Source organism: Bacillus inaquosorum KCTC 13429, from assembly GCF_000332645.1.
Taxonomy (GTDB): Bacteria; Bacillota; Bacilli; order Bacillales; family Bacillaceae; genus Bacillus; species Bacillus inaquosorum.
In genome coordinates this window covers 441,078-462,609 of sequence record NZ_AMXN01000002.1, presented here as the reverse complement: position 1 = coordinate 462,609, position 21,532 = coordinate 441,078, and the positions used below count along the sequence as shown (strand labels likewise).

16 protein-coding genes and 1 other annotated feature are annotated in these 21,532 nt (G+C 44.1%); of the genes, 14 read left to right on the top strand and 2 right to left on the bottom strand.

Annotation, left to right across the window (positions count from 1 at the left end; translation table 11 throughout):
• Window positions 1-87: 87 nt before the first annotated feature.
• From tig to yihA, 5 genes are all read left to right on the top strand, one after another.
• Complete coding sequence (tig, locus tag BSI_RS14190) at window positions 88-1,362, top strand: trigger factor (protein ID WP_003237610.1); 1,275 nt, start codon at window positions 88-90, stop codon at window positions 1,360-1,362.
• Between the two features lie 271 nt (window positions 1,363-1,633).
• Entirely contained in the window at window positions 1,634-2,896 is a 1,263-nt protein-coding gene (gene clpX / locus BSI_RS14195) for an ATP-dependent protease ATP-binding subunit ClpX (RefSeq protein ID WP_003222561.1), read from the top strand.
• A 153-nt stretch (window positions 2,897-3,049) separates the two neighbouring features.
• Window positions 3,050-4,708: an ATP-dependent protease LonB gene (lonB, locus tag BSI_RS14200; RefSeq protein WP_003237608.1), complete on the top strand. Its 1,659-nt coding sequence runs from the start codon at window positions 3,050-3,052 to the stop codon at window positions 4,706-4,708.
• Between the two features lie 180 nt (window positions 4,709-4,888).
• Window positions 4,889-7,213 (top strand): endopeptidase La, encoded by a 2,325-nt coding sequence (gene lon, locus BSI_RS14205; protein ID WP_003237606.1) that lies wholly within the window; start codon window positions 4,889-4,891, stop codon window positions 7,211-7,213.
• Window positions 7,210-7,797: a ribosome biogenesis GTP-binding protein YihA/YsxC gene (gene yihA / locus BSI_RS14210; protein WP_003229621.1), complete on the top strand. Its 588-nt coding sequence runs from the start codon at window positions 7,210-7,212 to the stop codon at window positions 7,795-7,797. Before lon ends, yihA begins: the two co-directional genes overlap by 4 nt.
• 23 nt (window positions 7,798-7,820) lie before the next feature.
• On the opposite strand, the gene BSI_RS14215 is transcribed toward yihA, so the two are convergent.
• Entirely contained in the window at window positions 7,821-8,318 is a 498-nt protein-coding gene (locus BSI_RS14215; RefSeq protein WP_003237604.1) for a hypothetical protein, read from the bottom strand.
• A gap of 231 nt (window positions 8,319-8,549) precedes the next feature.
• Between BSI_RS14215 and hemA the strand changes: the two genes are divergently transcribed.
• The 8 genes from hemA to cotN all read left to right on the top strand — a co-directional run bounded on the left by hemA (window position 8,550) and on the right by cotN (window position 18,221).
• Window positions 8,550-9,917 carry a glutamyl-tRNA reductase gene (gene hemA / locus BSI_RS14220; protein WP_003237602.1) on the top strand — a complete coding sequence of 456 codons (1,368 nt, stop codon included), beginning with the start codon at window positions 8,550-8,552 and terminating at the stop codon, window positions 9,915-9,917.
• Between the two features lie 7 nt (window positions 9,918-9,924).
• Window positions 9,925-10,755 carry a cytochrome c biogenesis protein gene (locus BSI_RS14225; RefSeq protein WP_003222575.1) on the top strand — a complete coding sequence of 277 codons (831 nt, stop codon included), beginning with the start codon at window positions 9,925-9,927 and terminating at the stop codon, window positions 10,753-10,755.
• Window positions 10,756-10,791: 36 nt separating this feature from the next.
• On the top strand, window positions 10,792-11,733 hold the full coding sequence (hemC, locus tag BSI_RS14230; RefSeq protein WP_003237600.1) for a hydroxymethylbilane synthase: 942 nt from the start codon (window positions 10,792-10,794) through the stop codon (window positions 11,731-11,733).
• Window positions 11,723-12,511, top strand: coding sequence for a uroporphyrinogen-III synthase (gene hemD / locus BSI_RS14235; protein WP_003237598.1), 789 nt, complete (start codon window positions 11,723-11,725; stop codon window positions 12,509-12,511). The genes hemC and hemD overlap by 11 nt, the downstream gene beginning before the upstream one ends.
• Window positions 12,508-13,482 carry a porphobilinogen synthase gene (gene hemB / locus BSI_RS14240; protein WP_003237595.1) on the top strand — a complete coding sequence of 325 codons (975 nt, stop codon included), beginning with the start codon at window positions 12,508-12,510 and terminating at the stop codon, window positions 13,480-13,482. The genes hemD and hemB overlap by 4 nt, the downstream gene beginning before the upstream one ends.
• Before the next feature lie 29 nt (window positions 13,483-13,511).
• Entirely contained in the window at window positions 13,512-14,804 is a 1,293-nt protein-coding gene (gene hemL, locus BSI_RS14245; RefSeq protein WP_003237593.1) for a glutamate-1-semialdehyde 2,1-aminomutase, read from the top strand.
• Between the two features lie 133 nt (window positions 14,805-14,937).
• Entirely contained in the window at window positions 14,938-17,163 is a 2,226-nt protein-coding gene (locus tag BSI_RS23290) for a LysM peptidoglycan-binding domain-containing protein (RefSeq protein WP_003237591.1), read from the top strand.
• A gap of 32 nt (window positions 17,164-17,195) precedes the next feature.
• Window positions 17,196-18,221 (top strand): spore coat protein CotN, encoded by a 1,026-nt coding sequence (cotN, locus tag BSI_RS14255; protein ID WP_003237589.1) that lies wholly within the window; start codon window positions 17,196-17,198, stop codon window positions 18,219-18,221.
• Between the two features lie 18 nt (window positions 18,222-18,239).
• Here the strand turns inward: cotN and BSI_RS14260 are convergent, their stop codons facing one another.
• The gene (locus tag BSI_RS14260; protein ID WP_003222590.1) at window positions 18,240-18,431 is read right to left on the bottom strand and encodes a YszA family small membrane protein; all 192 of its coding nucleotides are present in this window, start codon (window positions 18,429-18,431) and stop codon (window positions 18,240-18,242) included.
• A gap of 165 nt (window positions 18,432-18,596) precedes the next feature.
• Window positions 18,597-18,819, top strand: a binding site (T-box leader).
• 59 nt (window positions 18,820-18,878) lie between these two features.
• On the opposite strand from BSI_RS14260, the gene valS reads away from it, so the two are divergent.
• Window positions 18,879-21,521, top strand: a complete 2,643-nt coding sequence (gene valS / locus BSI_RS14265; RefSeq protein ID WP_003237584.1) for a valine--tRNA ligase — start codon at window positions 18,879-18,881, stop codon at window positions 21,519-21,521.
• Window positions 21,522-21,532 lie beyond the last annotated feature (11 nt).

Genomic DNA, 21,532 nt, shown 5'->3' with positions numbered 1-21,532 from the left:
GCAGCTTTGTTTTTGTTGGACGAAGCCGAATGATTGCTTTAGAATGGAAGACCGACACAACCTGAATAGATTTTTGGAGGGAAACACATGTCTGTAAAATGGGAAAAACAAGAAGGCAACGAAGGCGTTTTAACGGTTGAAGTTGATGCTGAAACGTTTAAAACAGCACTTGATGATGCATTTAAAAAAGTAGTAAAACAAGTTTCAATTCCTGGATTCCGTAAAGGTAAAATTCCTCGCGGATTATTCGAACAGCGCTTTGGCGTAGAAGCTCTTTACCAAGATGCTTTGGATATTCTTCTTCCTGTAGAATACCCTAAAGCGGTTGAAGAAGCTGGAATCGAGCCGGTAGACCGTCCTGAAATCGATGTTGAAAAAATCGAAAAAGGCGAAAGCTTAATCTTCACTGCGAAAGTAACAGTAAAACCTGAAGTGAAGCTTGGCGACTACAAAGGCTTAGGCATTGAAAAAGACGACACAGCTGTAACTGACGAAGATGTTCAAAATGAACTAAAATCGCTTCAAGAGCGTCAAGCTGAGCTTGTTGTAAAAGAAGAAGGCGCTGTTGAAGAAGGAAACACAGTTGTTCTTGATTTCGAAGGATTCGTTGACGGCGAAGCGTTCGAAGGCGGAAAAGCTGAAAACTACTCTCTAGAAGTTGGTTCTGGTTCATTCATCCCTGGCTTCGAAGATCAGTTAGTCGGCCTTGAAGCAGGTGCTGAGAAGGATGTTGAAGTGACATTCCCTGAAGAGTATCACGCTGAAGAGCTTGCAGGCAAACCAGCTGTGTTCAAAGTGAAAATTCACGAAATCAAAGCGAAAGAGCTTCCTGAGCTTGACGATGAATTCGCAAAAGATATCGATGAAGAAGTGGAAACACTTGCTGAATTAACTGAAAAAACAAAGAAACGTTTAGAAGAAGCAAAAGAAAACGAAGCTGACGCTAAATTGCGTGAAGAGCTTGTTCTGAAAGCTTCTGAAAATGCTGAAATCGATGTGCCGCAAGCGATGGTCGACACTGAGCTTGACCGCATGCTGAAAGAATTCGAACAGCGTCTGCAAATGCAAGGCATGAACCTTGAGCTTTACACTCAATTCTCAGGCCAAGATGAAGCTGCGTTAAAAGAGCAAATGAAAGAAGATGCTGAAAAACGCGTAAAATCTAACCTGACTCTTGAGGCGATTGCGAAAGCGGAAAACCTTGAAGTATCAGATGAGGAAGTTGATGCTGAGCTTTCTAAAATGGCTGAAGCATACAACATGCCTGTTGAAAATATTAAACAAGCCATCGGTTCTACTGACGCGATGAAGGAAGATTTAAAAGTTCGCAAAGCAATTGATTTTCTTGTAGAAAACCGTTAATATGGTGCATAATAATAGTAATAATAAAACAGGGCGCGAATGATTCGTGCCTTGTTTTGTACAATTATGATATATCTCTTTTTCTTGGGGCAAGATAGTTAATGCAAGGCTGTTTTTTGTCATACATATAGAATGTGCAAGTCAGAAACACATTGTTACCGTCTTTTTGGAAAGTATGGTAAAATGCAATACATACTCGTTCGTTTCAAGAATCATTTTCTTTTGCTCTGCCGGTAAAAGAAAAAGTGAGACAAGATTAAGGGGTGAAAGAATGTTTAAATTTAACGAGGAAAAAGGACAATTAAAATGCTCGTTCTGTGGAAAAACACAAGATCAGGTTCGTAAGCTTGTAGCCGGACCTGGTGTATATATATGTGACGAATGTATCGAACTCTGCACTGAAATTGTGGAAGAAGAACTCGGAACTGAAGAAGAAGTAGAATTTAAAGACGTACCGAAGCCTCAGGAAATCCGCGAAATTCTGAATGAATATGTCATCGGCCAGGATCAAGCGAAGAAATCACTCGCTGTTGCTGTGTATAACCACTATAAGCGCATTAACTCCAACAGCAAAGTTGATGATGTTGAGCTTTCGAAAAGTAATATTTCATTAATCGGTCCTACAGGAAGCGGTAAAACCCTTCTGGCGCAAACATTGGCTCGCATTTTAAATGTGCCGTTTGCGATTGCGGACGCTACGTCTTTGACTGAAGCTGGATACGTGGGTGAAGATGTAGAGAATATTCTCTTGAAGCTCATCCAAGCTGCTGACTATGATGTAGAAAAAGCCGAAAAAGGCATTATCTATATTGATGAAATCGATAAAGTGGCAAGAAAATCAGAAAACCCGTCTATTACACGTGACGTGTCAGGTGAAGGTGTTCAGCAGGCGTTGCTTAAAATTCTTGAGGGTACAGTGGCAAGCGTGCCGCCTCAAGGAGGACGTAAGCATCCTCATCAAGAATTCATTCAAATTGACACAACAAATATTTTGTTCATTTGCGGCGGTGCTTTTGATGGTATCGAACAAATCATCAAACGCCGTTTAGGCCAAAAAGTGATTGGATTCGGTGGGGACAATAAAGCTGCTGATCTGGAGAAAGAAGACCTTCTTTCAAAAGTGCTTCCTGAAGACTTGCTTCGCTTCGGGTTAATTCCTGAATTTATCGGACGTCTTCCGGTTATTGCAAGCCTTGAAAAGCTCGACGAGGAAGCGTTGGTTGCGATCTTAACAAAACCGAAAAACGCTCTTGTTAAGCAATTCAAGAAAATGCTTGAGCTTGACAATGTTGAACTTGAGTTTGAAGAAGAAGCGCTTTCTGAAATTGCTAAAAAAGCAATTGAACGCAAGACTGGAGCGCGCGGACTCCGTTCTATCATTGAAGGTATTATGCTTGATGTGATGTTTGAGCTGCCTTCCCGTGATGACATTGAAAAATGTGTGATTACCGGGGCAACTGTAACACACGGAGAGCCTCCTCGCCTCTTATTAAAAGACGGCACTGAGGTAAGCCAAGATAAAACATCTGCATAAAGATAAGCACGAACCTCCTGAGTGGTGACATTCAGGAGGTTTTTTTGTCCTGCAAACTCTTCCGGAAAAACGTTTATTCCCGTCTTCTATGGGAGATACTAGCAATCAGAGGAATGAATTGGATACATAAATTGTTTTTCAGGAGGGACCATCATGAGTTGGACAGGGATCGCGTTATTTATTCAGCTGTTTTTTGGGATCATCATTGGTTTGTATTTTTGGAATTTGCTTAAAAATCAAAGGACACAAAAGGTCACGATAGATAAGGAATCAAAGAAGGAAATGGAGCAGCTTCGGAAAATGCGCGCTATCAGCTTGTCTGAGCCATTATCTGAAAAGGTCCGCCCCAAAAGCTTTCAAGATATCGTCGGACAGGAAGACGGCATTAAAGCATTAAAGGCGGCTTTATGCGGGCCGAATCCACAGCATGTCATTGTCTATGGACCTCCGGGCGTCGGGAAAACAGCTGCTGCACGGCTTGTGTTAGAAGAAGCGAAAAAACATAAACAATCACCGTTTAAAGAACAGGCTGTTTTTGTGGAACTCGATGCGACAACAGCTCGTTTTGATGAAAGAGGAATTGCCGATCCGCTCATCGGCTCTGTCCATGACCCCATATACCAAGGGGCCGGAGCAATGGGACAGGCGGGGATTCCGCAGCCGAAGCAGGGAGCTGTTACCCATGCCCATGGCGGTGTGCTGTTTATTGATGAAATAGGGGAGCTGCATCCTATTCAAATGAATAAAATGCTGAAGGTGCTTGAGGACAGAAAAGTCTTTTTAGACAGTGCGTATTACAGTGAGGAAAACACACAAATCCCGAATCATATTCACGATATTTTTCAAAATGGGCTGCCGGCTGATTTTCGTCTGATTGGCGCGACGACAAGAATGCCGAACGAAATTCCGCCAGCTATCCGATCCCGCTGTTTAGAGGTGTTTTTCCGTGAGCTTGAAAAGGATGAGCTGAAAACCGTTGCCAAAACAGCAGCGGATAAAATTGAAAAAAACATTTCCGATGAAAGCCTGGATCTGCTGACCAGCTATACACGGAACGGGCGGGAAGCTGTTAATATGATTCAAATCGCAGCGGGAATGGCGGTAACGGAGAATCGGAAAGACATTACGATTGAGGATATTGAATGGGTCATTCATTCCAGCCAGCTTACTCCAAAGCACGAGCAGAAAATCGGTGCTGAACCGCAGGTCGGCATTGTAAATGGGCTTGCCGTATATGGACCTAACAGCGGGTCGCTGCTGGAAATCGAAGTGAGTGTAACCCCGGCTCAGGATAAAGGGTCAATTAATATCACGGGAATAGCTGAAGAAGAAAGCATCGGCAGCCAATCAAAATCAATCCGGCGAAAAAGCATGGCGAAGGGTTCGGTTGAAAATGTGTTAACCGTGCTCCGGACAATGGGAATGAAGCCGTCTGATTATGATATTCACATCAATTTCCCAGGAGGGATTCCAATTGACGGTCCGTCGGCGGGCATCGCGATGGCTGCAGGAATTTTCTCGGCGATTCACAAAATTCCAATTGACAATACCATTGCAATGACGGGTGAAATCAGCTTGAACGGTCTTGTGAAACCCATTGGAGGCGTGATTCCGAAAATAAAAGCGGCCAAGCAGTCCGGTGCGAAAAAGGTGATTATCCCATATGAAAATCAGCAGTCGATTTTAAAGCAGATTGATGGAATCACGATTATTGCAGTAAAGACGTTCCAGGAAGTGCTTGATGAAATTTTAGTGAATCCGCCAACGGAACAAAAACCGTTTAATATTGAAATCAATAAAGAATCCGTTTAACCCTATTTTTTAAAATAGGGTTTTTTTCATGAAGGACATCTTTTCCTTTTTCATATCAGAAAGAAAGGGTATACTACGAGGAGACTGTTTTATAGAAAATGGAACCATGCCGTTTATTGTACAAGGATGAAAAAGTTGTATTATAATGGTTCATACTAAAGTCACGGAGGTGTCAGTCACATGGCAGAAGAATTAAAACGCAGCATCCCGCTCCTCCCTTTAAGAGGTTTATTAGTGTACCCGACGATGGTTTTGCATTTAGATGTAGGACGTGACAAGTCGGTTCAGGCCCTTGAACAGGCAATGATGCATGATCATATGATATTTTTAGCCACTCAGCAGGATATTTCGATAGACGAACCGGGTGAAGATGAGATTTTTACTGTCGGCACCTATACAAAAATTAAGCAAATGCTGAAGCTTCCGAACGGTACGATTCGTGTGTTAGTTGAGGGCCTTAAGCGCGCCCAAATTGTCAAATACAATGAGCATGAGGATTACACGTCGGTCGACATTCAGCTGATTCATGAAGATGAATCGAAAGATACAGAAGACGAAGCATTGATGCGGACTTTGTTAGATCACTTTGATCAGTACATAAAAATTTCTAAAAAAATCTCGGCCGAAACATACGCCGCGGTTACTGATATCGAAGAGCCAGGGAGAATGGCAGACATCGTTGCTTCTCACCTGCCCCTTAAACTAAAGGATAAGCAGGATATTTTAGAAACGGCTGACGTCAAAGACAGGCTGAACAAGGTTATTGATTTTATTAATAATGAAAAAGAAGTGCTTGAGATCGAGAAAAAGATCGGCCAGCGCGTCAAACGTTCGATGGAGCGTACGCAGAAGGAATACTACTTGCGCGAACAGATGAAGGCGATCCAAAAAGAGCTTGGCGATAAAGAAGGCAAAACAGGCGAAGTTCAGACACTGACGGAAAAAATCGAAGAAGCAGGCATGCCTGACCATGTGAAGGAAACCGCGCTTAAGGAATTGAACAGATACGAAAAAATTCCGTCAAGTTCCGCAGAAAGCTCTGTCATCCGCAACTATATCGACTGGCTGATTGCTCTCCCGTGGACGGATGAGACAGATGATAAGCTTGATTTGAAAGAGGCAGGACGCCTCTTGGACGAAGAGCATCACGGACTTGAAAAAGTGAAAGAACGTATCTTAGAATATTTGGCTGTCCAGAAGCTGACAAAATCCCTGAAAGGTCCGATTCTCTGCTTGGCGGGACCTCCTGGTGTCGGGAAAACGTCTTTAGCCAAATCAATTGCAAAAAGCTTGGACCGGAAATTCGTCAGAATCTCACTCGGCGGCGTGCGTGACGAATCAGAGATCCGCGGACACAGACGGACCTATGTCGGAGCAATGCCTGGACGCATTATTCAAGGCATGAAAAAAGCCGGCAAGCTGAATCCGGTCTTCTTATTAGACGAAATTGACAAAATGTCATCTGATTTCAGAGGCGACCCGTCATCTGCTATGCTTGAAGTGCTTGATCCAGAGCAAAACAGCACCTTCAGTGATCACTATATTGAAGAAACCTTTGATTTATCAAAAGTGCTGTTTATCGCAACGGCGAACAATTTGGCCACGATCCCGGGCCCGCTTAGAGACAGAATGGAAATTATTAATATTGCGGGTTATACAGAAGTAGAAAAGCTCGAAATTGTAAAAGACCACCTGCTTCCAAAGCAAATCAAGGAACACGGGCTCAAGAAAAGCAACTTGCAGCTTCGTGACCAGGCGATTCTCGATATCATCCGCTACTATACGAGAGAAGCGGGTGTGAGAAGTCTTGAACGCCAGCTTGCCGCGATTTGCCGTAAGGCCGCAAAAGCCATTGTTGCTGAAGAGCGAAAACGGATTACGGTCACTGAGAAGAATCTTCAGGACTTTATCGGAAAACGGATTTTCAGATACGGACAAGCTGAAACAGAAGACCAGATAGGTGTAGTTACAGGGCTTGCCTATACAACCGTCGGCGGAGATACGCTGTCTATTGAAGTATCGCTTTCTCCGGGGAAAGGAAAATTGATCCTGACAGGAAAGCTCGGAGATGTAATGAGAGAGTCAGCTCAGGCTGCATTTAGCTATGTGCGTTCAAAAACAGAAGAACTTGGCATTGAACCTGACTTTCATGAGAAGTATGATATTCATATACATGTACCTGAGGGTGCGGTGCCTAAAGATGGTCCGTCAGCCGGTATTACGATGGCGACAGCGCTTGTTTCTGCTTTAACTGGGCGGGCGGTTTCACGCGAAGTCGGCATGACTGGGGAAATCACGCTACGCGGACGTGTGCTGCCGATCGGCGGATTGAAGGAAAAAGCGCTTGGCGCGCATAGAGCGGGATTAACGACCATCATTGCGCCTAAAGAGAATGAAAAAGATATAGAGGATATTCCGGAAAGCGTCAGAGAAGGGCTGACATTTATATTGGCGTCCCACTTAGACGAAGTTTTGGAACATGCCTTAGTAGGAGAGAAGAAATGAAAGTCACAAAGTCAGAAATCGTGATCAGTGCAGTTAAGCCGGAACAGTACCCTGAGGGCGGGCTTCCGGAAATTGCACTGGCCGGAAGATCGAACGTGGGAAAATCATCTTTTATCAATTCATTAATCAATCGCAAAAATCTTGCGAGAACATCATCTAAACCGGGAAAAACACAAACGCTCAATTTCTACATTATCAATGATGAGTTGCATTTTGTGGATGTACCGGGTTACGGTTTTGCCAAAGTGTCAAAATCTGAGCGTGAAGCTTGGGGCAGAATGATTGAAACATACATCACGACACGCGAGGAATTGAAAGCAGTGGTGCAGATCGTTGATTTGCGGCATGCGCCGTCTAATGATGATGTGCAGATGTATGAATTCTTAAAGTATTACGGCATTCCTGTTATTGTTATCGCTACAAAGGCGGATAAGATCCCGAAAGGAAAATGGGACAAACACGCGAAGGTTGTCCGACAGACATTAAATATTGATCCGGAAGACGAACTGATTCTCTTCTCCTCAGAAACGAAAAAGGGGAAAGATGAAGCTTGGGGAGCGATCAAAAAAATGATAAACCGGTAGAGAATACTCTCTGCCGGTTTTATTTATCGTATAGATTTTTTTCGTTTTATCAATAATAACAATAAACTGATTCCAATAAAGACAAACGGCCAATACTCTTTCAGAAGCGCTGTCGGAATACGAGCAGACTCAAGCCACGCCATTATTTGTTTGAAAAAGTACAAAAACAGGGAAAAACAAATCATCGACACAGCTTCATATACATATTCTTTTTTCTGAACGGTTGAAATCAAGAGCGAGAAACCGATCAGAAAGAGAAGCATTTCAAAATCATCCGGCCACCATGTCCATTTCGGCTTTGCAAAAAAGTGCAAACCAATTCCGAAAAGAAGCAAACCGATAAAAAAATGGGGTGTGACGGCTTCTTTTTTTCCTTGATATACAAAGGCAGCGCCTAACAGCATGAGGAGAACAGGCCATTGATCCTGCCCTGAAAACAGTTCGGCTTGGCCGCTTTCAAGCCATGCATATACAGAAGCGGCAAGGAGCAGACAAGGGAATAAAATTGATTTTTGTTTCATGCAAATATCACCTTCTTGTTTTTTAGAGCTGATGTGTAGTAAAAATCTGCTGTTTTTGGTATTGTCAATAGGAATGCTTCTTTTGCGTGAAGCTTTTTCTAATATAGCATAAGAATTTTAAAATCTGTTCACATTTTACGAAAGAAACTATGTTATAATTATTATAAATAATGAGTTCTATGTTAGAATGATTATAAATAAAGATTGGGTGTTGGGGGTGTAATTAAAGCGATGCATATACTTGTTGTGGGAGTAGATTATAAATCCGCCCCTATTGAGATACGTGAAAAAGTAAGCTTTCAGCCAAATGAGCTGGCAGAAGCGATGGTGCAGCTGAAAGAAGAGAAAAGCATTCTTGAAAACATCATCGTTTCCACCTGCAACCGCACCGAAATTTATGCGGTAGTCGACCAGCTCCATACCGGCCGTTATTATATAAAAAAGTTTTTAGCTGATTGGTTTCAACTAAGCAAAGAAGAGCTGTCACCGTTCTTAACATTTTACGAGAGCGACGCGGCTGTTGAGCATTTATTCCGTGTAGCCTGCGGACTTGATTCGATGGTGATTGGCGAAACGCAGATTCTCGGCCAGGTGCGCGACAGCTTTAAAACAGCTCAGCAAGAAAAAACGATCGGGACGATTTTTAATGAGCTGTTTAAGCAGGCTGTTACGGTGGGCAAACGGACTCACGCTGAAACAGACATTGGCTCAAATGCAGTGTCAGTAAGCTATGCAGCAGTTGAACTTGCGAAAAAAATCTTCGGAAATCTTTCAAGCAAGCACATCTTGATTCTCGGTGCGGGAAAAATGGGCGAGCTTGCAGCGGAAAACCTGCACGGGCAGGGAATCGGCAAGGTTACTGTCATTAACCGAACTTACTTGAAAGCGAAGGAGCTTGCAGACCGTTTCTCCGGTGAAGCGAGAAGCTTGAATCAGCTTGAAAGCGCGCTTGCGGAGGCCGATATTCTAATCAGTTCAACCGGCGCAAGTGATTTTGTCGTGTCCAAAGAGATGATGGAAAACGCGAATAAGCTTCGTAAGGGACGTCCGCTGTTTATGGTGGACATTGCTGTGCCAAGAGATCTTGATCCGGCGCTGAATGACCTTGAAGGTGTTTTCCTTTATGATATCGATGATCTGGAAGGCATTGTAGAGGCGAACATGAAAGAGCGGAGAGAAACCGCTGAAAAAGTTGAACTGTTAATTGAAGAAACCATTGTGGAGTTTAAACAATGGCTGAATACACTTGGAGTTGTGCCAGTTATTTCCGCATTGCGCGAAAAGGCGCTTGCCATCCAGTCAGAAACGATGGACAGTATCGAGCGGAAGCTGCCGCACTTAAGCACAAGAGAGAAAAAACTGTTGAACAAACATACCAAAAGTATCATTAATCAAATGCTGCGCGATCCGATATTAAAGGTGAAAGAGCTTGCAGCAGATGCTGATTCTGAAGAAAAGCTGGCCTTGTTTATGCAGATCTTTGATATTGAAGAAGCTGCAGGCCGTCAAATGATAAAAACTGTCGAAAGCAGCCAAAAGGTCCATTCTTTTAAGAAGGCTGAATCAAAAGCGGGCTTTGCCCCACTTGTAAGTGAGTGAATGCTGAATGATTGATACTGCAATGGCAAGACTTAATGAGGGAACAATCGTCATTTACGCATTAAGTGTACTCTTTTATTTTATAGATTTTCTTCAACACAACCGGAAGGCTGGAAAAATGGCCTTCTGGTTGCTTTCTATTGTCTGGACTCTGCAAACCGTGTATTTGGCCTATTTTATGTGGGTGACGGGGCGGTTTCCAGTATTAAATGTGACGGAGGCGCTTTATTTTTATGCCTGGGTGCTTGTCACGCTGTCACTTGTTTTAACAAAGCTGTTACGAGTTGACTTTATCGTGTTTTTTACAAATGTAATAGGATTCTCTATGATCGCCATTCATACCTTTTCACCGACAGAGCAGCAGTCAGCTGCTTTTTCCGGGCAGCTAGTATCCGAGCTTTTGGTGATTCATATTACAATGGCGATTCTTTCATACGGCGCTTTTTCCCTTTCTTTCGTTTTTTCTGTGCTATATATGTTTCAATATCATCTGCTGAAAAAGAAAAAATGGGGAAAATGGCTGTTGAGAATAGAAGATTTGTCTAAGCTTGATTATATGGCATATGTTCTGAATGTCATCGGGGTTCCGATGCTGTTGCTGAGTTTGATTCTCGGCGTCATTTGGGCGTATGTCTCACTAGAAACGCTGTATTGGTTCGATGCCAAAGTGCTTGGTTCGTTTGTCGTCCTGCTGCTGTACAGCTACTATCTTTATATCAGGCTGATTAAAGAGCTGCAAGGAAAGGTCGCTGCACTGTGGAATACGGCTTGTTTTCTCGTGCTGATGATCAATTATTTCCTGCTGGGAAGCCTGTCGCAATTCCATTGGTTCAGTTAAATGATGTCCCAAGCAGATTCGGGAGGAAAGAAAAATATGAGAACGATTAAGGTAGGTTCCAGACGGAGCAAACTCGCTATGACTCAAACAAAATGGGTCATTCAAAAACTAAAAGAAATCAATCCTTCGTTTACCTTTGAAATAAAAGAAATCGTGACAAAGGGCGACCGGATCGTCGACGTTACGCTCTCAAAAGTGGGCGGGAAAGGGCTGTTTGTCAAAGAGATTGAACAAGCGCTTTTAAATGAAGACATTGATATGGCGGTACACAGCATGAAGGACATGCCTGCTGTTTTGCCTGAAGGACTTGTGATCGGCTGTATTCCTGAACGGGAAGACCCTCGTGACGCCCTTATTTCAAAGAATCGCGTAAAGCTTTCAGAAATGAAGGAAGGCGCTGTTATTGGCACAAGCAGTTTAAGAAGAAGCGCACAGCTTTTGATCGAGCGTCCTGACATTACAATTAAATGGATTAGGGGTAATATAGATACGAGACTTCAAAAGCTGGAAACTGAGGATTATGACGCGATTATTTTAGCTGCTGCCGGCCTTTCCAGAATGGGCTGGAAGCAAGATGTCGTAACCGAATTTCTCGAGCCTGAGCGCTGTTTGCCTGCTGTGGGCCAAGGAGCACTGGCAATTGAGTGCCGAGAATCTGATGAAGAGCTATTGGCGTTGTTTTCTCAGTTTACAGATGAATATACAAAACGGACCGTGTTGGCGGAACGTGCTTATTTAAACGCGATGGAGGGCGGCTGCCAGGTTCCGATCGCAGGCTACTCAGTGTTAAACGGACAGGATGAAATTGAATTGACAGGGCTTGTCGCTTCTCCTGACGGCAAAATCATTTTTAAAGAAACCGTCACCGGAAACGATCCGGAGGAAGTCGGAAAGCGCTGTGCCGCTCTTATGGCTGACAAAGGAGCCAAAGAATTAATTGATCGTGTAAAACGGGAGCTTGATGAGGATGGAAAATGATTTTCCGCTGAAAGGAAAAACAGTGCTAGTCACCCGGAATAAGGCGCAGGCAAAATCGTTTCAGCAAAAAGTGGAGGCGCTTGGTGGAAAAGCGGTTTTGACCTCTTTGATTACGTTTCGACGCGCTTTGCCGAATGATGTTGCGAAACAGGTGAAAGAGGATCTTGCTGCGCCTGGTTGGCTTGTTTTTACAAGTGTGAACGGAGCGGACTTCTTTTTTTCTTATCTACAGGAAAATCAGCTTTTTCTTCCTGCTCATAAAAAAATTGCGGCTGTTGGTGAAAAAACGGCTCGCCGCTTGGAAACGCATAACGTATCGGTTGATGTAATGCCTAAGGACTATATCGCTGAACAATTGGCGGAGGCCCTTAAGCAGCATGCTGAACCGGCGGAACGAATTACAGTGATTAAAGGCAATTTGTCACGTGATGTGATCAAACAAGAACTTGTCCCGCTTGGTTTTGAAGTGAAGGAATGGGTTGTTTACGAAACGATTCCGGATGAAGAAGGCATCGTTGCACTGAAAGAGGCTGCGGGCCAATATTCATTTGACTATGTGACATTTACGAGTTCATCAACCGTACATACGTTTATGCATGTCTTAGGAGAAGAATTGAAAAAGTGGCAGGCGAACAGGACGTCATGTATCAGCATCGGACCTTTAACAAGGGACGCCCTGCTGTCGTATGGCATCACATCACATACGCCTGACACATTTACAATAGACGGCATGCTTGAGTTAATGTGCAGCATGTCAAGAGAGGAAGAGAGAATATGAGTCAATTATTTAACAGACACCGCCGCCTGCGGTCCTCAAAAACAATGAGAGAGATGGTAAAGGAAACACGTTTGCATCCATCAGATTTTATTTATCCGATTTTTGTCGTTGAAGGGCTGGAAGGCAAAAAAGCTGTTCCGTCAATGCCTGATGTTTACCATGTATCATTAGATCTATTGAAGGATGAAGTGGCAGAGTTGGTCAAACTGGGCATTCAATCTGTCATCGTGTTTGGCATCCCGGAAGAAAAAGATGATTGCGGAACGCAAGCGTACCATGATCACGGCATCGTTCAAAAAGCCATCACAGAAATTAAAAAACACTTCCCTGAGATGGTTGTTGTCGCTGATACATGCTTATGCGAATATACAGACCACGGCCATTGCGGACTTGTCAAAGACGGAGTCATCCTCAATGATGAATCGCTGGAGCTTTTGGCGCAGACAGCTGTCAGCCAAGCGAGAGCTGGTGCGGATATCATTGCGCCATCAAACATGATGGACGGATTTGTTACAGTGATCAGAGAAGCGCTTGATAAAGAAGGATTCGTCAATATTCCAATCATGTCTTACGCTGTAAAATATTCAAGTGAGTTTTACGGTCCGTTCCGTGATGCAGCAAACAGCACGCCGCAATTCGGGGACCGCAAAACATATCAGATGGACCCTGCCAACCGTATGGAAGCACTCCGCGAAGCACAATCAGATGTTGAGGAAGGCGCGGACTTTTTAATTGTCAAACCTTCACTTTCATATATGGATATCATGCGTGACGTGAAAAATGAGTTTACTTTGCCGCTCGTCGCTTATAATGTAAGCGGAGAGTATTCTATGGTGAAGGCTGCAGCGCAGAACGGCTGGATCAAAGAAAAAGAAATTGTGCTAGAAATTTTGACAAGCATGAAGCGCGCAGGTGCCGATCTAATTATTACGTACCATGCGAAAGACGCAGCGAAATGGCTTGCGGAGTAATTTTATTCAGTTGACAGGAGTTGAGGCAGATGAGAAGCTATGAAAAATCAAAAGCGGCTTTTAAAGAAGCGCAAAAACTCATGCCGGGCGGTGTGAACAGTCCCGTTCGCGCATTTAAATCGGTAGACATGGACCCGATTTTTATGGAGCGCGGAAAAGGCTCAAAAATCTTTGATATTGACGGTAATGAATATATTGACTACGTCTTGTCATGGGGACCTTTAATTTTAGGGCATACAAATGACCGCGTCGTAGAGAGCCTCAAAAAAGTGGCTGAATACGGGACAAGCTTCGGGGCTCCGACTGAGGTGGAAAATGAACTGGCACAACTCGTCATTGATCGTGTGCCATCTGTAGAAATTGTACGAATGGTCAGCTCCGGAACAGAGGCCACAATGAGTGCCCTTCGTTTGGCTAGAGGATATACAGGCCGCAACAAGATTTTAAAATTTGAGGGCTGCTACCACGGGCACGGCGATTCTCTCTTGATTAAAGCAGGTTCAGGAGTGGCCACTCTTGGTCTGCCTGACAGCCCTGGTGTGCCTGAAGGCATTGCGAAAAACACCATCACCGTTCCGTACAATGATTTAGAAAGTATAAAGCTTGCTTTCCAGCAATTCGGTGAAGACATTGCGGGTGTTATCGTAGAGCCGGTTGCCGGAAATATGGGAGTTGTTCCGCCGCAAGATGGCTTCCTGCAAGGTCTGCGTGATATCACTGAGCAATACGGTTCTCTGCTGATTTTTGATGAAGTGATGACAGGCTTCCGGGTCGATTATAACTGTGCTCAAGGCTATTTCGGCGTAACGCCTGATCTGACTTGTTTAGGAAAAGTGATCGGGGGCGGACTTCCTGTCGGCGCTTATGGAGGCAAGGCTGAAATCATGGAGCAGATCGCTCCGAGCGGTCCGATTTATCAGGCTGGTACATTGTCAGGCAACCCGCTTGCGATGACGGCTGGCTTAGAAACATTAAAACAGCTGACACCTGATTCCTACAAGAATTTCATCAAAAAAGGTGACAGGCTGGAAGAAGGCATTTCAAAAGCGGCTGAGGCTCATGGCATTCCGCATACCTTTAACCGGGCAGGTTCGATGATCGGTTTCTTCTTTACAAACGAACCTGTCATCAATTATGAAACAGCTAAATCATCTGATTTAAAGCTGTTTGCTAAATATTATAAAGGGATGGCAAATGAAGGTGTATTCCTTCCGCCATCACAATTCGAAGGCCTTTTCCTTTCAACGGCCCATACTGATGAAGATATTGAAAAAACAATCCAGGCAGCTGAGAAAGTATTCGCTGAGATCAGCCGCGGATAAGAGTGAAAAACCGGTATCAAGGACATTCTTGTACCGGTTTTTTCTGTGCTCTCCCACTCATATTTTCCCCAGTTCATACATACACCTTTAGTGACATCTAATTTTAAGGATTAGATGAAAGGAGGATATGAACTTGCCGCAAAATCATCGATTGCAATTTTCTGTAGAAGAATCGGTCTGTTTCCAAAAAGGACAGGAAGTTTCTGAACTGCTTTCTATTTCATTAGATCCTGATATTAGGGTTCAGGAAGTAAATGATTATGTATCAATCAGAGGATCGCTTGAACTTACAGGTGAGTACAACATAGATCAAAACAAACATACTGAAGAGTTTTATACAGATAAGCGGTTTGTTGAAGAAGTCAGAAAGAGAGAGGATGGAAGTGCGGAACTGACTCACTGTTTTCCTGTGGATATTACCATTCCGAAAAATAAAGTGAGCCATTTACAGGATGTCTTCGTCTTTATTGACGCATTTGACTATCAATTAACGGATTCGCGTATTCTAACGATTCAGGCTGATTTAGCGATCGAAGGGCTTTTGGATGATACGGCAGATAAAGAGCCGGAGATTCCTCTATATGAAGCTCCTGCGGCATTTAGAGAGGAAGAGCTTTCTGAGCCGCCGATACACAGTGCATTAGAAACGGATGCAGCTCCGGCAGAGGAAGCAATTATGCAGGATGAACCGCCAGAACTTTTTGTCTCGAAAACCGGGCTTCGTGAAGAGTTGGAAACAGAAAAATCAGAATCTGCGCCGCCGGAATCAGTTGCTTCAGAACCAGAGGCGCGAGAAGGTGTGAAAGAAGAAGTCGAGCCAGCAGAGCTTGTAGTGCCGGAAGCGGAGTCTCGTGAAGAATCGGAAACAGAAGAAGCTGAGCCAAAACCTAATGCATCAGAAATAGAAATTCAAGAGATCGTTAAAGCAGAAAAAGAAACGCCAGAGCCAGCAGCTGCATTAGCAGATGTTCGGAAAGACGCGGACTCTCCAGCAGAGGCAGAGCTTTGTGAAGGTTCTGGAGCAGAAGAATCGCCTGCTTTGGAAGCTGAGCTACAAGAAGAGACTGCAATTGAAGAGGAAAAAGCAGAAACACCAGTGTCCTCTATTCTTGAATATGCGTTGCGTCAAGAGGCTCAAAATGAAGAAGCAGATCAACCGGAGCAGGCTGAGCCTGTACTTCGTCAAGAAGCAGATCAATCGGAACAGGCTGAGCCCGTACTTCGCCAAGAAGAGAAAGAAGCAGATCAATCGAAACAGGCTGAGCCCGCACTTCGTCAAGAAGCAGATCAATCGAAACAGGCTGAGCCAGTACTTCGTCAAGAAGCAGATCAACCGGAACAGGCTGAGCCCGCACTTCATCAAGAAAAGAAAGAAGCAGATCAATCGAAACAGGCTGAGCCAGTACTTCGTCAAGAAGCAGATCAATCGAAACAGGCTGAGCCAGTACTTCGTCAAGAAGCAGATCAACCGGAACAGGCTGAGCCCGCACTTCGTCAAGAAGAGAAAGAAGCAGATCAACCGGAACAGGCTGAGCCTGCACTTCGTCAAGAAGAGAAAAAAGCAGATCAACCGGAACAGGCTGAGCCTGCACTTCGTCAAGAAGAGAAAAAAGCAGATCAACCGAAACACGCTGAGCCTGTACTTCGTCAAGAAGAGAAAGAAACAGATCAACCGGAGCACGCTGAGCCCGCACTCCGTCAAGAAGCGGATGAAGCTTCGGAGACTGTGAATGAGGCGGTTCTCTCTATAGAGGAAAGTAGAGAGAGGAAACCAGCATCAGCTGCATATGCAGAGAATGCCGAAGCCGATTCACATCATCCTACTTATCAAAAAGCAAGCTCGGAGGAGGCATCTCAAGAAGAAGAGCTTGCACCGGCATACCGCACCTTCCTGCCCGAACAAGAAGATGGGGATTCTTTTTATTCAGCGCCTAAACTATTGGAGGAGGAAGAACAAGAGGAAGAAAGCTTTGAAATTGAAGTGAGAAAAATACCTCCGGCTGAAGAGCCTGAGGAAGAAACACCTTTTCAATCCTTCCAGCTGCCTGAAACCTCTGAGACTGAAAGGAAGGAAGCGGATGCTATTCCTAGGGTTACTCCTGCTGCTGAAACGAAGGAATCTCAAACAAAAGAAAGTAATAATTCTCTTTATTTAACAAAACTCTTTACGAGAGAAGAGGATGAATTTTCGAGAATGAAAATATGCATTGTTCAGCAGGAAGACACGATCGAACGTTTATGCGAACGGTATGAAATCACCTCCCAGCAGCTGATCAGGATGAATTCCTTAGCCTTGGATGATGAATTGAAAGCAGGCCAGATCCTTTATATTCCTCAATATAACAACAGCCATGCGTAAGCCGTAAGCGATCGGAAAATGTGGTGAATGGAATGGAAGAAACCCAATCGGTTCTTCAGGAATACGGACTGACTGCTCAATTTATTGAGCCTGTCAGTCCTCTTGTATGGAAAGTGTATACAGACTACGGCGTATTCGCCCTGAAAAAATTGAAATCGGTTCGCAGCAAACAGTTTACAGATCATATGGTGGCGATTGAGGAAAAAGGTTTTCGTTCATTTGTTCCCGTTTACAGAACAAATAGCGGTGAGTTTTTCTCAGCGGGCGTACAATCAGGAGATTCCTATTATTTAATGCCTTGGCTCCAATTTGACCAAGAGGAAGAACGGGATCAGAAACATGCTTATTTATTTAGAGAAGCAGCCCGTCTTCACGACAGAACTGCGCAGGAAATGAAGGTCAGCCGTGATGATATTGAACGTTATTACGGACAAACGAAAAAAAAGTGGGAAAATGATAAAATTTTCTATGAACAGTTTGTGGACAGAGCGGAGAAGGAATGGTACCTTTCCCCTTTTGAACTCCAAGCCGTAACCTATTTTTCAGAAACCATTTCCGCGGTGAACTTTGCACTGGAGCGGTTGGAGGACTGGTATGAGTCGGCAAAAGAAAAGGGCATCTCAAGGGTTGTGATGAACCACGGCAGCCTATCTATACACCATTTTCTGTATAATGACGCTGGGACCGGGTATTTCACAAACTTCGAAAGAGCGTCTGCCGGCCCGCCGCAAAACGACTTGCTCGGCTTTTATACAAAAATGTTCAGAGGCTTTCCAAAAGCTTGTCCGGAATGTGTCGAATGGTTTTATGCATACACGAAATCATTCCCTTTGCGTGAAGCCGAAGTCAGTCTTTTTCTCAGCTATATGGCATATCCGGCAGCCATGTACAAGGTGCTGAACCGTTATCAAACCGGGAAAAGACAGCATGAAAAAGATGAATGTGCGCATTTATTAAAGGCTTACTGGCAAATGAAAAATATAGAGCCGTTTGTGATGAAAATTCATCAGATTGAACAAGAGAAAAAATTTCAGGCTGAAAACGAGTCCACGTCTTAATGGCGCGGACTTGTTTGTTTATATCCATTCTAAATGAAGAGCGCAAGCTAAAAAGATTAGGATTGCGAGTAGCAAAACATCAAAGGTTGTCGGAAAGAAAATAGTTCTGATCCCTTGAAAAATTGTAATGGGGATAATCACTTGCGCGGATACAAGCCGAATTTGCCTGACCCACGGCGGCAGTGAATAAGAGCTGAATCGTTTCTTCACGGTGCATCCTCCTCTACGCATTTATAAGCATCATATGTAAACTTGGGCAATAGGTGCCTGCCCATTTGTATAGAAAGCGGTGTTTTTGGAAAAGATGATTGACGAATCAAAAACACTTTTACTATAATAAAGAACATAAATAATGTATATAATGAGCTGATAAATACACCTGCTTAGAACGGGAAGAGTACAAAAAAGGCGCATGCAGAGAGAGAAGCCGTTTGCTGAAAGGCTTCTTATGTTGTCTGATTGGAAGGTCGCCCGGGAGCATAATTTCTTGAAAGAAGAGTAGAGAAATTCGGGAAACACCCGTTATCCGTTATAAGTGCATGAACTGATAGAGTTCATGAAAAAAGGTGGTACCGCGAAAGAGCTTTTCGTCCTTTTATAGGGATGAAAAGCTCTTTTTTCGTTCTCAGCCATTTTTAAACATGCTGGAGGGTTATCATGGAAACAAATGAACAAACAATGCCGACGAAATACGATCCGGCAGCGGTTGAAAAAGACCGATATGATTTTTGGCTAAAAGGCAAATTTTTTGAAGCGGGCAGTGACCAGACAAAAGAGCCATATGCTGTTGTCATTCCGCCGCCAAACGTAACAGGAAGACTTCACCTTGGCCACGCGTGGGACACAACACTGCAAGACATTGTAACAAGAATGAAACGCATGCAGGGCTATGATGTGCTGTGGCTTCCGGGTATGGACCACGCCGGCATCGCGACACAGGCTAAAGTGGAAGCGAAACTTCGTGAAGAAGGCAAATCCCGCTACGATTTGGGGCGCGAGAAATTCCTCGAAGAAACATGGAAGTGGAAGGAAGAGTACGCTGACTTTATTCGCAGCCAGTGGGCCAAATTAGGGCTTGGCCTTGATTATTCCCGTGAACGCTTTACGCTGGATGAAGGCTTAAGCAAAGCAGTTCGCGAAGTTTTCGTTAAGCTTTATGAAAAAGGCCTGATCTACAGAGGCGAATATATTATTAACTGGGACCCTGCAACAAAAACAGCTCTATCCGACATTGAGGTTATTTACAAAGATGTTCAGGGCGCGTTCTATCATATGAGCTATCCGCTCACAGACGGTTCAGGCTCGATTGAAATTGCGACGACACGTCCTGAAACGATGCTCGGTGATACAGCTGTTGCCGTTCACCCTGAAGATGAGCGCTATAAGCACCTTATCGGAAAAACGGTAATCCTGCCGATTACAAATCGTGAAATTCCGATTGTCGGTGATGACTACGTAGATATGGAATTTGGTTCAGGTGCAGTGAAAATTACGCCTGCTCATGATCCGAACGACTTCGAGCTTGGAAACCGCCACAATTTAGAACGAATTCTTGTCATGAATGAAGACGGAACGATGAATGAAAATGCCCTGCAATATCAAGGTATGGATCGTTTTGAATGCCGCAAAAAGCTCGTGAAAGATTTACAGGAGGCGGGAGTTCTCTTCAAAATCGAAGATCATATGCACTCTGTCGGCCATAGTGAACGAAGCGGGGCTGTTGTGGAGCCTTATCTTTCAACACAATGGTTTGTGCGCATGCAGCCGCTTGCTGATGCAGCGATTGAGCTGCAAAAGAAAGAAGAAAAAGTTAACTTTGTGCCTGACCGTTTCGAAAAAACGTATTTACACTGGATGGAAAACATCCGCGACTGGTGTATTTCCCGTCAGCTGTGGTGGGGCCACCGCATTCCTGCTTGGTATCATAAAGAAACAGGCGAGTTATATGTTGGGCTTGAAGCGCCTGAGGACAGCGAAAATTGGGAACAGGATACAGATGTACTGGATACATGGTTCAGTTCTGCGCTCTGGCCTTTCTCCACTATGGGCTGGCCTGATGTAACGGCTGAAGACTTTAAACGCTACTATCCGACAGATGTTCTCGTTACAGGGTACGACATCATTTTCTTCTGGGTGTCTCGCATGATTTTCCAAGCGATTGAATTTACAGAAGAGCGCCCGTTCAAAGATGTTTTAATTCATGGCTTAATCCGTGACGAGCAAGGCCGGAAAATGAGTAAATCTCTTGGCAACGGTGTCGATCCGATGGATGTCATTGACAAGTACGGAGCCGATTCTTTACGTTATTTCCTTGCGACTGGAAGCTCTCCTGGCCAGGATCTGCGCTTCAGCTATGAAAAAGTGGAATCGACTTGGAATTTTGCCAATAAAATTTGGAATGCCTCCCGTTTTGCATTAATGAACATGGATGGCATGACGTACGATGAGCTTGATCTGTCAGGCGAAAAATCAGTAGCTGACAAGTGGATTTTAACGCGATTAAATGAAACGATCGAGCATGTGACCCAGCTTGCTGATCGATATGAATTTGGTGAAGTCGGGCGCCATTTATATAACTTTATTTGGGACGATTTCTGTGATTGGTATATTGAAATGGCGAAGCTTCCGCTTTACGGAGAGGACGAAGCGGCTAAGAAAACAACCCGTTCTATCCTTGCTTACGTACTGGATCAAACGATGCGCCTCCTCCATCCGTTTATGCCATTCTTAACGGAAGAAATTTGGCAGCACCTTCCTCACCAAGGGGAATCGATTACAGTAAGTCAATGGCCTGTTGTAGTGCCGGAACATACTGATACTGAAGCGGCAGCTGACATGAAGCTTCTTGTTGAGCTGATCCGTTCTGTACGTAATATCCGCAGTGAAGTCAATACGCCAATGAGCAAGCAGGTTGAACTGTATATTAAAACAAGCACAGACGAAATAGCAGCCCGCCTCGAGGCGAACCGTTCATACGTTGAACGCTTTACGAATCCGAGCGTACTTAAAATCGGCACTGATATCGAAGCTGTTGATAAAGCGATGACGGCTGTTGTCTCAGGAGCAGAGGTTATTCTTCCGCTAGAAGGCTTAATTAATATTGATGAAGAAATTGCCCGTCTGCAAAAAGAATTCGATAAGCTGACGAAAGAAGTCGAGCGTGTCCAAAAGAAACTTGGTAATGAAGGATTTATGAAAAAAGCGCCTGCGCACGTAATTGATGAAGAACGTGAAAAAGAAAAAGATTATGTGGCAAAGCGTGACGCTGTTCAAAAACGAATGGCTGAGCTGAAGGGCTAATGAAAAGCCGG

Coding starts and splice junctions, on each gene's coding strand:
- tig (WP_003237610.1), top strand. CDS start 88: ATGTCTGTAAAATGGGAAAAACAAGAAGGCAACGAAGGCGTTTTAACG.
- clpX (WP_003222561.1), top strand. CDS start 1,634: ATGTTTAAATTTAACGAGGAAAAAGGACAATTAAAATGCTCGTTCTGT.
- lonB (WP_003237608.1), top strand. CDS start 3,050: ATGAGTTGGACAGGGATCGCGTTATTTATTCAGCTGTTTTTTGGGATC.
- lon (WP_003237606.1), top strand. CDS start 4,889: ATGGCAGAAGAATTAAAACGCAGCATCCCGCTCCTCCCTTTAAGAGGT.
- yihA (WP_003229621.1), top strand. CDS start 7,210: ATGAAAGTCACAAAGTCAGAAATCGTGATCAGTGCAGTTAAGCCGGAA.
- BSI_RS14215 (WP_003237604.1), bottom strand. CDS start 8,318: ATGAAACAAAAATCAATTTTATTCCCTTGTCTGCTCCTTGCCGCTTCT.
- hemA (WP_003237602.1), top strand. CDS start 8,550: ATGCATATACTTGTTGTGGGAGTAGATTATAAATCCGCCCCTATTGAG.
- BSI_RS14225 (WP_003222575.1), top strand. CDS start 9,925: ATGATTGATACTGCAATGGCAAGACTTAATGAGGGAACAATCGTCATT.
- hemC (WP_003237600.1), top strand. CDS start 10,792: ATGAGAACGATTAAGGTAGGTTCCAGACGGAGCAAACTCGCTATGACT.
- hemD (WP_003237598.1), top strand. CDS start 11,723: ATGGAAAATGATTTTCCGCTGAAAGGAAAAACAGTGCTAGTCACCCGG.
- hemB (WP_003237595.1), top strand. CDS start 12,508: ATGAGTCAATTATTTAACAGACACCGCCGCCTGCGGTCCTCAAAAACA.
- hemL (WP_003237593.1), top strand. CDS start 13,512: ATGAGAAGCTATGAAAAATCAAAAGCGGCTTTTAAAGAAGCGCAAAAA.
- cotN (WP_003237589.1), top strand. CDS start 17,196: ATGGAAGAAACCCAATCGGTTCTTCAGGAATACGGACTGACTGCTCAA.
- valS (WP_003237584.1), top strand. CDS start 18,879: ATGGAAACAAATGAACAAACAATGCCGACGAAATACGATCCGGCAGCG.